The 12,093-nt window shown below is 65.5% G+C and carries 11 protein-coding genes; 8 read left to right on the forward strand and 3 right to left on the reverse strand.

From position 1 onward, the window contains the following. Positions 1 to 13: 13 nt before the first annotated feature. The 5 genes from LZ005_RS04150 to LZ005_RS04170 all read left to right on the forward strand — a co-directional run bounded on the left by LZ005_RS04150 (position 14) and on the right by LZ005_RS04170 (position 3,782). Positions 14 to 571: a TRAP transporter small permease gene (locus LZ005_RS04150; RefSeq protein ID WP_237804990.1), complete on the forward strand. Its 558-nt coding sequence runs from the start codon at positions 14 to 16 to the stop codon at positions 569 to 571. Then, on the forward strand, positions 568 to 1,848 hold the full coding sequence (locus tag LZ005_RS04155; protein ID WP_237804992.1) for a TRAP transporter large permease: 1,281 nt from the start codon (positions 568 to 570) through the stop codon (positions 1,846 to 1,848). The genes LZ005_RS04150 and LZ005_RS04155 overlap by 4 nt, the downstream gene beginning before the upstream one ends. Before the next feature lie 275 nt (positions 1,849 to 2,123). After that, entirely contained in the window at positions 2,124 to 2,648 is a 525-nt protein-coding gene (locus LZ005_RS04160; RefSeq protein WP_237804994.1) for a methylated-DNA--[protein]-cysteine S-methyltransferase, read from the forward strand. Further along, complete coding sequence (gene xerD / locus LZ005_RS04165; RefSeq protein ID WP_237804996.1) at positions 2,621 to 3,526, forward strand: site-specific tyrosine recombinase XerD; 906 nt, start codon at positions 2,621 to 2,623, stop codon at positions 3,524 to 3,526. The genes LZ005_RS04160 and xerD overlap by 28 nt, the downstream gene beginning before the upstream one ends. 64 nt (positions 3,527 to 3,590) lie before the next feature. After that, entirely contained in the window at positions 3,591 to 3,782 is a 192-nt protein-coding gene (locus LZ005_RS04170; protein ID WP_237804998.1) for a hypothetical protein, read from the forward strand. A gap of 48 nt (positions 3,783 to 3,830) precedes the next feature. Here the strand turns inward: LZ005_RS04170 and LZ005_RS04175 are convergent, their stop codons facing one another. Both LZ005_RS04175 and LZ005_RS04180 read right to left on the reverse strand, forming a co-directional pair. Beyond that, positions 3,831 to 6,950, reverse strand: coding sequence for an efflux RND transporter permease subunit (locus LZ005_RS04175; RefSeq protein WP_237805000.1), 3,120 nt, complete (start codon positions 6,948 to 6,950; stop codon positions 3,831 to 3,833). Positions 6,951 to 6,955: 5 nt separating this feature from the next. Continuing rightward, positions 6,956 to 8,149: an efflux RND transporter periplasmic adaptor subunit gene (locus LZ005_RS04180; RefSeq protein ID WP_237805001.1), complete on the reverse strand. Its 1,194-nt coding sequence runs from the start codon at positions 8,147 to 8,149 to the stop codon at positions 6,956 to 6,958. Positions 8,150 to 8,404: 255 nt separating this feature from the next. Between LZ005_RS04180 and LZ005_RS04185 the strand changes: the two genes are divergently transcribed. Beyond that, positions 8,405 to 10,120 carry a GGDEF and EAL domain-containing protein gene (locus LZ005_RS04185; RefSeq protein WP_237805003.1) on the forward strand — a complete coding sequence of 572 codons (1,716 nt, stop codon included), beginning with the start codon at positions 8,405 to 8,407 and terminating at the stop codon, positions 10,118 to 10,120. A gap of 3 nt (positions 10,121 to 10,123) precedes the next feature. Here LZ005_RS04185 and LZ005_RS04190 read toward each other — a convergent pair whose 3' ends face one another. Further along, positions 10,124 to 11,026, reverse strand: coding sequence for an endonuclease/exonuclease/phosphatase family protein (locus tag LZ005_RS04190; RefSeq protein WP_237805005.1), 903 nt, complete (start codon positions 11,024 to 11,026; stop codon positions 10,124 to 10,126). Between the two features lie 34 nt (positions 11,027 to 11,060). Between LZ005_RS04190 and ybaK the strand changes: the two genes are divergently transcribed. Together ybaK and LZ005_RS04200 are read left to right on the forward strand one after the other, a co-directional pair. Beyond that, positions 11,061 to 11,549, forward strand: a complete 489-nt coding sequence (gene ybaK / locus LZ005_RS04195) for a Cys-tRNA(Pro) deacylase (RefSeq protein ID WP_237805007.1) — start codon at positions 11,061 to 11,063, stop codon at positions 11,547 to 11,549. Then, positions 11,546 to 12,001, forward strand: a complete 456-nt coding sequence (locus LZ005_RS04200; RefSeq protein WP_237805009.1) for an Lrp/AsnC family transcriptional regulator — start codon at positions 11,546 to 11,548, stop codon at positions 11,999 to 12,001. Before ybaK ends, LZ005_RS04200 begins: the two co-directional genes overlap by 4 nt. The last annotated feature ends 92 nt before the right edge of the window (positions 12,002 to 12,093 follow it).

Below are 12,093 nucleotides of genomic sequence, written 5' to 3' on the forward strand. Positions count from 1 at the left end.
GCCGCCCGCCACCATGAAAATCCTCGATCATCTGGAGGAGTGGCTGATCGCGACCCTGATGGGGATGGCTACCATCCTCATCTTCGTCGCGGTTGTGCACCGCTACCTGTCCGGCCTGCCGATTCCGGGCCTGCAAGACTGGCTGATTAGCCTGAACTTTTCCTGGGCCCAGGAACTGTGCATCTATATGTTTGTGTGGATGGCCAAGTTTGGCGCCGCGTATGGCGTGCGCACCGGCATCCACGTCGGCGTCGATGTGCTGATCAACCGTTTGGACGACAAATGGCGCGATAAGTTCATCATCGTCGGCCTGCTGGCCGGCGCCCTGTTCACCGGCATCGTCGGCACCCTGGGCGCCAACTTCGTCTGGGCCATGGCGCAGACGGACCAGACCTCGGCCGATATGGAAATGCCGATGTGGATCGTGTATCTGGCCGTGCCCCTCGGTTCCTACCTGATGTGCTTCCGCTTCCTGCAGGTGCTGGTCGGCTTCGTGCGCACCGGCGTGCTGCCCAAGCATGACCACGGCCATGTCGAAGGCCTGGATGAGGTCGAAGGAGCGAAAGCATGAACGCGACCATCATCTTTGTGCTGCTGATCGTGCTGATGCTGACCGGGATGCCGATCTCGATCTCGCTCGGCCTGACGGTGCTGACCTTCCTGTTCACGATGACCCAGGTGCCGATCGAATCGGTGGCCCTGAAGCTGTTCACCGGCATCGAGAAATTCGAGATCATGGCGATTCCCTTCTTCATCCTGGCGGGGAATTTCCTGACCCACGGCGGGGTGGCCAGACGCATGATCAATTTCGCCACCGCCATGGTCGGCCACTGGCACGGCGGCCTGGCCCTGGCCGGGGTGCTGGCCTGCGCCCTGTTCGCGGCCGTGTCGGGCTCTAGCCCGGCCACCGTGGTGGCGATCGGTTCGATCATCCTGCCGGCCATGGTCAAGCAGGGTTATCCGAATCGCTTCGGCGCCGGTGTGGTCACCACCTCAGGCGCGCTCGGCATCCTGATTCCGCCCTCGATCGTGATGGTCATGTATTCGGTCACGACCAATACCTCGGTCGGCAAGCTGTTCATGGCCGGGGTGATGCCGGGTCTGCTGCTGGCCTTCCTGCTCGGTCTGACGACCTGGGTGCTGGCCAAGAAGCGCGACTACCCGCGCATGCCGCGCGCCAGCTGGGGCGAGCGCTGGCAGGCTTTCCGCAAGAGCGCCTGGGGCCTGTTCCTGATCGTGATCGTGATGGGCGGCATCTACACGGGCGTGTTCACGCCGACCGAGGCGGCGGCCATGGCGGCCGTGTATGCCTTCATCATCGCCGTGTTCGTCTACAAGGACCTCAAGCTCAAGCAGGTCGGCAAGGTGCTGCTCGACTCGGCTTCGATGTCGGCCATGCTGCTCTACATCATCACCAACGCCGTGCTGTTCTCCTTCCTGATGACCTCGGAGAATATTCCGCAGGCCATGGCGAACTGGCTGACGGGCCAGGGCCTGGGCATGGTCGGCTTCCTGCTGGTCGTGAACATCCTGCTGTTGCTGGCGGGTAATGTGATGGAGCCCTCGTCGATCGTGCTGATCATGGCGCCGATTCTGTTCCCGGTGGCGATGAAGCTGGGCATCGATCCTGTCCATTTCGGCATCCTGATCGTGGTCAATATGGAAGTCGGCATGTGCCATCCGCCGGTCGGCCTGAACCTGTATGTGGCCTCGGGGATCACCAAGATGGGCATCAGCGAGCTGACGGTGGCGGTGCTGCCCTGGCTGCTGACCATGCTCGGTTTCCTGGTGCTGGTGACCTACTGGCCGGGCCTGTCGCTGTGGCTGCCTAACTTGATTTACAACTAAACTTATTTACTCCTCGTGTCATAAAAACGACACAAACCCCGAGCCGTTTGGTTTATTATTTGCACCACTTCGGGGCGAGAGCCCCAGACGAACCGAACATGTTGAGGGGAGTTGAGAAGAACAACGGCAGGGGATGCCGAATTCGAGGAGACCATGTCTTACAGTATGCCGAGGGCAATGACCCATTGGCCGGGGATGTGAACCAATTCCAAGCGCACCGCAAGGTGCGCTTTTTTCTTTTATGATTCAGGTTTCTACGCGAGATTCGGTGCCCGATGTCTGCTCCCGCCGGTAGCGAACTGTTCAACGCCATCGTGCCCGCGCCATTCGGCGCCATGGGCATTCGCAGCGCCGCCGGCGCCCTTGCCGAGCTGGTTTACCTGCCGCCCCATTTTGGGGACAAGGCGCCCACCGATGCACTATCGGAGCGCACGGCCGAACAGCTGGCCGCCTACTTCCTTGACCCCGACTTCCGTTTCGATCTACCGTTGTCTGCGGCCGGCAGCGCGTTCCAGAAAAAGGTCTGGGCCGCCATCGCCAGCATTCCGCGCGGCCAGGTGCGCACCTATGGCCAGGTGGCCAAGGCGATCGGCTCGGCGCCGCGCGCCGTCGGCCAGGCTTGCGGGGCCAACTGGTTCCCGCTGATTATTCCCTGCCACCGCGTGACCGCCTCGGGCGGGCTCGGCGGCTTTTCCCATCACGATGACGAGCATGGCTTCCATCTCGCCGTCAAACGCTGGCTGCTGCGTCATGAAGGCGTCAGCAGCGCACCATGGCAACAGCAGACGATCTCCTTCTGATTGACGGCTTCTGCGACAGCCTGTGGCTGGAACACGGGCTGGCCCGCAATTCGCTCGACGCCTACCGGCGCGACCTGCGCCAGTTCGCCACCTGGCTGGCCACCACCCGGCCCGAGTGCGGTGGCCTGCTCGGCGTCGGCGGCGCGGACCTGGCCGCCTATTTCGCCGCGCGCCACCAGGACACCAAGCCAAGCTCGGCCAACCGGCGCCTGTCGGTGTTCAAGCGTTTCTATCAGCTGGCCCTGCGCGAACACCAGGTCCAGCAGGACCCCTGCCTGCACCTGGCCTCAGCCAAGCAGCCGCTGCGCGTGGTCAAGACCCTGAGCGAGGCCCAGGTCGAGGCCCTGCTGGCCGCGCCCGATGTGCGCACGCCGCTCGGTCTGCGCGAACGGACCATGCTGGAGCTGATGTATGCGAGCGGCCTGCGTGTGTCGGAACTGGTGGCGCTGAAACTGGTCGAACTGAGTCTGAACGATGGCGTGCTGCGCGTCACCGGCAAGGGCAGCAAGACCCGCCTGGTGCCCTTCGGTGAGCAGGCACGCCACTGGCTCGAGCGCTACCTGGGCGAGGCGCGCGCCCTCATTCTCAACGGCCAGGTCGATGACGCGCTGTTCGTCACCGGGCGCGGCGGCCCGATGACGCGCCAGATGTTCTGGGTCATCATCAAGAACCACGCGCGCCGCGCGGGCATCACGGCGCCGCTGTCGCCGCACACCCTGCGCCATGCGTTTGCCACCCATTTGCTCAATCACGGGGCCGATCTGCGTGTCGTCCAGCTGCTGCTGGGCCACGCCGATATTTCCACCACCCAGATTTATACCCATGTCGCGCGCGAACGGCTGAAACAGCTGCACGGCGCGCATCATCCTCGCGCCTGATCAAATGTGCGCGCGGCGGGGCGGCGAATAATGGCCGCTGCCTGAATCCACAGAGGAGTGCACGATGGCTAAGACGAATTACCAGTATGAAAAGCGCCAGCGCGAGCTGGAGAAGAAACGCAAGGCCGAGGAAAAGGCCAAGAAGAAGGCCGAGCAGCGCGGTGGGGGCGGCGCTGACGGCGAGGCCGTCGAGCACGCCGCCGTCAATGGCTTCGACCCCGGCCTGCCGCCCGAGCTCGACGGGCCGCTGGTCTAGAACGCGCAGGCGCGGGGCGGGCCGCGCCCGCTGCCCGCGCCCGCTGCCTCAGGCCACTTCGGCCAGCTTGTCTTCCTCGACGGCCGCCTCGTCCTCGTCCGCCCCCTTGAGCTTGCGGGCCGCCCATTTGCCGAGCGAATCGAGGTAGGTGTAGGCGACCGGCACCACCACCAGGGTCAGCAGGGTGGAGGTGATCACCCCGCCGATCACGGCGCGGCCCATCGGGGCCTGGGTTTCGCCGCCGTCGCCCATGCCGATGGCCATCGGCAGCATGCCGAAGATCATGGCCAGGGTCGTCATCAGAATCGGACGCAGACGCACCTGGCCGGCATCGAGCAGGGCCTGCAGCTGGCTCTTGCCCTCGGCCTGGCCGTGGTTGGTGAAGTCGACCAGCAGAATCGCGTTCTTCGTCACCAGGCCCATCAGCATGATGAAGCCGATCACCGAGAAGATGTTCAAGGTCGAGCCCGTCACGAGCAGGGCCACCAGCACGCCGATCAGCGACAGCGGCAGCGACACCATGATGGCGATCGGCTGCAGGAAGGAGCCGAACTGCGAGGCCAGCACGATGTAGATGAAGATCACCGCCGTGCCCAGGGCCATGGCGGCGCCGGCCATGGTTTCCTGCATCTGCTGGGCCTGGCCGCCGACGTCGAAACGCACGCCTTCGGGCAGTTTGATGGCGTCCATCTCGCGCTGGATTTCCTTGTTCACATCACCGAACGGACGGCCTTCGATGCCGGCATAGATGGCCACCCGGCGTTGCAGGGCCTGGCGCTTGAGCACCTGCGGGCTGGACGAGGGCACGAAGTCGACCACCTGGCGCAGCGGCACCATGACCGGCTTGCCATCGGCGCCGAGCTTGCTTGAAGCCAGGCTCAGTTCGCCAAGGTCGGCCACGTTCTGGCGCCCCGACTTGGGCAACTGCACATTCACATCATAGTTCTGGCCATCCGGGGCCAGCCAGTGGCTGACCACGTCGCCGGCCACGAAGGGACGCACGGCCTGGCCGATCTGGGTCACCGTCAGGCCAAGGTCGCTGGCGAGCTCGTTATTGATCTTGATGGTGGTCGAGGGATTCGCGCCTTCCTGGCTGTATTCCATGTCGGCCACGCCCTTGATCTTCTTCATGCGCGCCATCAGATTGTGGGCCACCGCGTCGAGCTTGGCTTCGTCGGTGCCCAGAATCGCGATGAATACGGGCTTCCAGCCGACCGAGAGCGTGATGCCGGCGATCGGCTGCAGACGCTGGCGGATCGCCTGTTCCAGATCCTTCTGGGAACGGCGGTGGGTCCTCTGCACGTCGTTGAGCTTGAGGCTGATGCGCGCCGCATAGTGGCCGTCCTGGGTGCCGACGGTCGAGCTGACGAAGTCGATTTCCTTGAAGTCCTTGAGCGCCGCTTCGATCTGCTTGACCTTGGCATCGGTGTAGTCGAGGCTGGAGCCGACCGGGGTCTTGAACGACAGCTGGATATAGCCTTCATCCGTTTCCGGGAACATCTCGCCGCCGATCATCGGCACCAGGGCCAGCGAGCCGACGAACAGGGCGAAGGCGGCCGCCAGCGTGGTCTTGCGCCAGCGCAGGCACCAGGCCAGCACCTTGCCGTACACCACGTGCACGCGGTCGAGCCGGGCTTCGATCGCATGCATCAGGCTGCCCAGCCAGGGCAGATACTTGAAGCGGTTCTTGACCGGGTCCTTCCACACCGAGGACAGCATCGGGTCGAGCGTGAAGGAGACGAACAGCGAGACCAGCACCGAGACCGTGACGGTGATGCCAAACGGCAGGAAGAATTTGCCGATGATGCCCTGCATGAAGGCCACCGGCACGAACACGGCCACGATGGCGAAGGTGGTGGCCATCACGGCCAGGCCGATTTCATTGGTGCCGTCCTCGGCCGCGCGCTTGTGGCCCTTGCCCATGCCCAGGTGGCGCACGATGTTCTCGCGCACCACGATGGCGTCGTCGATCAGCAGGCCGATACACAGGGACAGGGCCATGAGGGTCAGGAAATTCAGCGTGAAGCCGAAGGCCTTCATCGCGATGAACGAAGCCATCACCGAGATCGGCAGGGTCAGGCCGGTGATGATGGTCGAGCGCCACGAGTGCAGGAACAGGAACACGATGGCCATGGTCAGCACGGCGCCCTCGATGATGGTTTCCTTCACGTTGTCGAGCTGGCTCTGCACGCGCACCGACTGGTCTTCCATCACGCGCAGCTTGATGTCGGACGGCAGGCTCTTCTGCAGCTCGGCCGTGACTTCCTGCAGGCGCTTGCCGACTTCCACCACATTGGCGTCCTGCACCTTGGTGATCGACATCGACACGGCGCGCTGGCCGTTCAGGCGCGAGATCGAATTCTCCTCGCGCTCGCCGTCGATGACCTCGGCCACCTGTTCCAGATACACGGGGCCATTCGCGCGGCGCGCCACGATGATGCGCCTGAATTCGCGCGGGTCCTTCAGCTTGCCTTCGATGCGCACCAGGCGTTCGTAGGCGCCATTCGCGATATAGCCGGCCGGCAGATTGGCATTGGTGGCCTGGATCGCGCGCATCACTTCGTCGACGCCGACGCCCTGGGCCTGCAGGGCCTCGGGCTTGAGGCTGATCTTCACTTCGCGCGTGGTGGTGCCATACACCTGCACCTGGCCGACCCCGGCCACGCCCTGGTAGCGCTTGCGGATGGTCTGCTCGACCAGGGTGGACAGGTCGCGCAGGCTGCGGCCGTCGGCCGTCAGCGTCAGCTCAAAGATCGGACGCGCATTGTCGGTTTCGGCGCGCACGATGAACGGGTCCTTGGCCTCCTTGGGGAAACCGGGCCGGATCACGGCGATCTTGTCGCGCAGATCCTGCATGGCGCGGTCCATATTGGTCGACAGCTCGAACTCGATGTACACGCCCGAGCGCCCTTCCCAGGAATTGGCGCGGATGGTCTTCACGCCCGAGACGGTGTTGACCTGCTCCTCGATCGGACGGGTGATGTCGTTCTCGACGGCCTCGGGCGAGGCGCCCGGATACTGGACCTCGATGGCCGCGAACGGGAAGTCCACGTTCGGCATGGCCTCGACCCCCAGCTGCCGATAGGAGAACAAGCCGAGCACCATCAGGGCCACCATCACCATGGTGGCGAACACGGGGTGCTTGATACTGGTCTTGGTGATCCACATGGCGCTCAGCCTTTCTTGTCCTGGACCTTGACCTTGTCACCGGCCTTGATGTCGAGCTTGGCGGTGATGATCTGGGCGCCGGCCGCCAGGCCTGCGCGCACTTCGACCAGGCCTTCGTCTTCATTGCGCAGACCCAGGCTGACCGGCTGCAGCTGCACCTTGCCGTCCTGGATGACCTGCACCGCGTCCTTGTCGCCCGCCTTGCGCAGGGCCGACAGCGGCACCAGCGGCATCGGCGCCGATTTCTCGGTGGTGATCGCCCCCTTGGCGAACATGCCGCCGCGCAGGGCGCCGTCGGCATTGTCGACACTGATATACACGGTCATTGCGCGCGAGCCGGCCTCGGTGGTCGGATTGATGCGCGCCACCTTGCCGCTGAAGCGGCGGCCCTGGAAACCATCGACCTGGAATTGCACTTCCTGGCCCACCTTCACGCGCGGAATCTCGGAGGCCGGCACCTGGGCTTCGAGCGTCATCTCGCGCAGATCGACCACGCTGAAGGCGGGCATGTCGGGCGAGAGCTTGTCGCCGGCCTGCACGAAGCGCTTGCTGACCGTGCCGGCCATGGGCGCGCGGATCACCGTGTCGTTGAGGGCGATCTGGGCCACCTCGAGCTGGGCCTGGGCCTGCTTGACGGCGGCGCGCGCCAGATCGACGCTGTTCTGGGTCGTGTCGTAAGCCGACTGGGAAATATAGTTCTGCTTGAGCAGGGCCTGATTATTGCTGGCGTTCTTGGTCGCCAGGGCCAGGCGCGCATTGGCGTCGTCGAGGGCCGCCTGCTGCTGGGCCACGCGGGCGCGCAGATCGGCCTGGTCGAGGCGGGCGATCGGCTGGCCGGCCGCGACGTTCATGCCTTCCTGCACCATCGTTTCCTTGACCTCGCCCGAGACCTTGGATTTGACGGTCGCCTGGCGCAGCGGCACCAGCGAGCCCGACAGCGGCAGATTCACATGCAGTTCGCGCAGGGCCACGGTGGCGACGTCCGAGGCCACCAGTTCATAGGCCTCGACCTTGGGCGGGCCGTCCTTCTTCGGCGTGGCCGCCTGGGCCGTGGGGGCGGCCGCCTTGCGGCCTTGCAGCACCGTCCAGCCGCCACCGGCCACGGCCAGCACCAGCAGGGCGATCACCGGTTTCTTCCAGCGGTTTTTCTTCGCGTCGGGAAGCGTGGGCGACATCGGGGGCAGGGTCTCCAGTTTCATGTTGTTCTCGTGCAGTGGTGACGGTCGGGGGAGGGGGCGCGTGGCCTCCCTCTTCGCCTGAAGAGGGAGAGCCGGGCGCATGCGAGCACTATAGGAAGCGGGGCCGCTGGCGGCGAGCGGAATGCGATGAGTGGTGCATTCCGGACGCTGAACTGCAAAAAAAGCGGATGAAATGCCGGCCCGATTGAGGCGCCACAAGCGCTATGCATATAGGTGGGAGGAAGATGAAAGCTTCGATCGAAAAGATAAGCAGCCGTGAGCGCAGAGCCTGTCCATGCCGTCCACCAGCGCCTTGTCTCCGCGAGCCAGGCGCTGGGGGAGTTGCTGCATGTCGTCGCCAGTCTCGAAATGCAGGCCCAGGTGTTTGCCCATTGCCGCGACGCCATCGCCATCATGGATGCCGACTGGCGCATTCTCGCGGTGAATGATGCGTTCGAGCAGATTACCGGCTTTAGCGCCCAGGCGGTGCACGGCACGCCCGGCCTGTCCTGCCTGAGCGACTCGCACGAGGTCGACGGCGGGCCCGAGGCGCGTCAGCACCTGCTCAGCCATTGCCACTGGAAGGGCGAGTTCCGCGCCACCGCGCGCGACGGCCGCCTGTTTCCGGCCTCCGCCGCCATCACCGCCATCGTCGATGCCCAGCGCCAGGTCAGTCATTACATGGCCATCTTCACCGACATTACCGAGCGCAAGCTCCATGAAGACCGCACGCGCTACCAGGCCGAGCACGACTTTCTGACGGGCCTGCCCAATACCGTGCTGTTTGCCGACCGCCTGCAGCTGGCCCTGGCCTCGGCCCAGCGTCACCGCACCCAGCTGGCCATCCTGTTTCTCGATCTCGACCGCTTCAAGGACATCAACGACACCCATGGCCATGCGACCGGCGACGCCGTGCTCAAGGCCGTGGCCGGCGCGCTCACGCGCTGCGTGCGCGGGGCCGACACGGTCAGCCGGCGCGGCGGCGACGAATTCGTGCTGATCCTGGTCGACATCGGCGGGCCCGACCAGGCGGCCCACGTGGCGGCCAGCGTTATCGACGCCATCCATGCGATCCGTCTGCCCGAGCTGCCCGAGGTGCGCGTCGGCTGTTCGGTCGGCATTGCGCTGTGGCCCGGCGACGGCGGCGGGGCCGACGAGCTGGTCCACAATGCCGACCTCGCCATGTACCACGCCAAGCAGGACGGGCGCGGCGAGTTCCGCTTCTTCAGCCCGACCATGAACGCCCACGTGGTCGAACGCATCGAGCTCGAGAATGCGCTGCGCCAGGCCCTGGCGAACGAGGAATTCGTGCTCGAATACCAGCCCGAAGTGCAGGTGTCCTCGGGCCTGACGATCGGGGTCGAGGCCCTGATCCGCTGGCGCCATCCGCGCCTGGGCACCATGCTGCCCGAGCAGTTCATCCCGGTGGCCGAGTCCAATGGCCTGATTTTGCAGATCGGCGAGTGGGTGCTGCGCAAGGCCTGCGAGCAGGCGCGCGCCTGGCGCGACCTCGGCTTTCCGGTGGTGGTGGCCGTCAATCTGTCGAGCGCCCAGTTCCTCAATGCCGATCTGGTCGGCTATGTCGACACGGCCCTGCAGCGCGCCGGCCTCGAAGCCCGCTTTCTCGAACTCGAAGTGACCGAGGCCATGATCATGCAGGGCGACCATGGCGCCGTCGATGCGTTCGCCGCCCTGCAGGCGCGTGGGGTGCAGGTCACGCTCGATGATTTCGGCACCGGGGCGGCCAGCCTGGCGCGCCTGCGCAATTTCCCCATCAGCAAAATCAAGATCGACCGCTCGTTCGTCGACGACACCGAGCTGGTGCCCGCCATCATCGCGCTGGCGCGCAGCCTCAAGCTGCGGGTGGCGGCCGAAGGGGTGGAAACGGCCGAGCAGCTGGCCTTTCTCCAGCAGCAGGGCTGTGACGAATACCAGGGCCATCTGGCCAGCCTAGCCACGGCCGCGCCCCAGCTGGCGCGCGCGCGCCAGTAGGCCTCAGGCGGGCGGCGGCGCGCGGTACAGCTTGGCCAGCACCTGGCCATGATCGGACGCGCCCGGTTCGTGTTCGCGCAGATGCTGGTTGAAGTAGTGGACCTCGCTCACGGCCAGCTGGGGCGACACCAGAATATGGTCGATGGTCGAGGCCACGCCCTCGTGCAGCAAAGTGAAGGCATTGCTCGGACGGTTGTGGGCGATGGCCGCCGCGTCGGCCAGGCGGGTGGCCGGCTCGGCCCCATAGCCGAGCACCAGTTCAGTGGTCACGGCGCCGATCGCATCATTGAAGTCGCCGAGCACGATGCAGGGCCGGCCCGCGCCCAGCAGCCGGCTGACGTGCACGCGCAGCGCGGCCGCCTCGAGCGCGCGCCAGTGCAGCGAGCGCAGGTGGGCCAGACTGAACTGCACGGGATCGTCCATCGACTCGCCGACGCGGTAATCGGGGCGGCGCGATTTCAGATGCACGACGATCACATCGACCAGCGTGCCATCGGCCCATTGCAGCGTCGCCAGCAGGGGCGCGCGCGCAAAGCCCGGCGTGTCCGGTCCGGCGCCGAGTTCGGGCGGAAAGTCGAGCATGCGCACCGGCCCGGCCAGCGGCAGGCGCGTGACCAGGGCCACATTCGGCGTGTAGCGGGCGGCGCCGGGCGCCGGGTCCTGACCCAGGCGCAGGGCCGTGCGATAGCCGCGCGTGCGCGCCAGCACCGCATCGAGCAGGGCCTGGGAAAAGACCTCCTGCACGGCCACCACATCGGCATCGAGCAGATCGAACTGGCGCGCCAGCCAGGCCAGCTTGGCCTCGACCTCGTCCGGTCCGCAGACCGCCAGATTCTCATACAATGCCACGCCCGGCGGGGCCAGATTCAAAACGTTAAAGGTGGCAACCCGAGTCTCTTGCTGCATAATGTAGAACCTCCCTGAAGTTCAGCGTAACACGATGGCCAAGAAAGAGCATGTTTCCGAAACGCCCGCGACCGCCTTCCTGCGGCAGCATAAGGTGGCGTTCACCGAACACCCTTACGCCTATGAGGAACACGGCGGCACGGCCGTATCCGCGCGCGAGCTCGGCGTGGACGAGCACCACGTCGTCAAGACCCTGATCATGCAGGACGAGGCGGCCAAGCCCCTGGTCGTGCTCATGCATGGCGACCGCAAGGTCTCGACCAAGGAGCTGGCGCGCCAGGTCGGCTGCAAGCGCATCGAACCGTGCGCGCCCGAGGTGGCCAACCGCCACACCGGCTTTCTGATCGGCGGCACCAGCCCCTTCGGCACGCGCAAGAAAATGCCTGTGTACGTCGAGCAGAGCATCCTGGCCCTGCCCAAGATCTACATCAACGGCGGGCGGCGCGGCTTCCTGGTCGGGATCGACCCGGCCGTGCTGGCGCCGCTGCTGGGCGCCCAGCCCGTGGTGGTCGGCCTCGCATGAGCCTGGACCGGATCGACCGCGAACTGCTGGCCCTGCTGGCGCGCGACGGCCGCCAGAGCTACAAGGAGCTGGGCGAGCAGGTCCATCTGAGCCCGAATGCCGTGGCCGAGCGCGTGCGCCAGCTGCAGGCGCGCGGCCACATCCGCGGCGTGCATGCCGACGTCGACCCGGCCGCACTCGGCCTGCATCTGCAGGCCCTGGTCGAAGTCAAGCTGCAGGCCGGCGCCCCGGCCGCCCGTTTCGAATCCTTCCTGCGCGGCCTGCCCGGCGTGGTCGGCGCCACCTTGCTGGCCGGCAGCTACGATTACGCGCTGCGCCTCGCCGTGCGCGACCAGAACGATTTTGTGCGCGTGCTCGAAGCCCTGCGCGCCAGCGGCGACGTGCTCGACACCCAGAGCCGCATGATCCTGCGCGAAGTGATGCAACCAGGCAATTGGCCGGACGTCCAGTGATTTGCTCTGTTTCGGCATAAATTTCAGAGAAAAACGCTGAATTATGCATACTAAACAGAGAATATCCTCGCCAAACGCAGTAAATTCAGCGT

The organism is Massilia sp. TS11 (assembly GCF_022012445.1).
Classification (GTDB): Bacteria; Pseudomonadota; Gammaproteobacteria; order Burkholderiales; family Burkholderiaceae_D; genus Telluria.

Coding starts and splice junctions, on each gene's coding strand:
- LZ005_RS04150 (WP_237804990.1), top strand. CDS start 14: ATGAAAATCCTCGATCATCTGGAGGAGTGGCTGATCGCGACCCTGATG.
- LZ005_RS04155 (WP_237804992.1), top strand. CDS start 568: ATGAACGCGACCATCATCTTTGTGCTGCTGATCGTGCTGATGCTGACC.
- LZ005_RS04160 (WP_237804994.1), top strand. CDS start 2,124: ATGTCTGCTCCCGCCGGTAGCGAACTGTTCAACGCCATCGTGCCCGCG.
- xerD (WP_237804996.1), top strand. CDS start 2,621: ATGGCAACAGCAGACGATCTCCTTCTGATTGACGGCTTCTGCGACAGC.
- LZ005_RS04170 (WP_237804998.1), top strand. CDS start 3,591: ATGGCTAAGACGAATTACCAGTATGAAAAGCGCCAGCGCGAGCTGGAG.
- LZ005_RS04175 (WP_237805000.1), bottom strand. CDS start 6,950: ATGTGGATCACCAAGACCAGTATCAAGCACCCCGTGTTCGCCACCATG.
- LZ005_RS04180 (WP_237805001.1), bottom strand. CDS start 8,149: ATGAAACTGGAGACCCTGCCCCCGATGTCGCCCACGCTTCCCGACGCG.
- LZ005_RS04190 (WP_237805005.1), bottom strand. CDS start 11,026: ATGCAGCAAGAGACTCGGGTTGCCACCTTTAACGTTTTGAATCTGGCC.
- ybaK (WP_237805007.1), top strand. CDS start 11,061: ATGGCCAAGAAAGAGCATGTTTCCGAAACGCCCGCGACCGCCTTCCTG.
- LZ005_RS04200 (WP_237805009.1), top strand. CDS start 11,546: ATGAGCCTGGACCGGATCGACCGCGAACTGCTGGCCCTGCTGGCGCGC.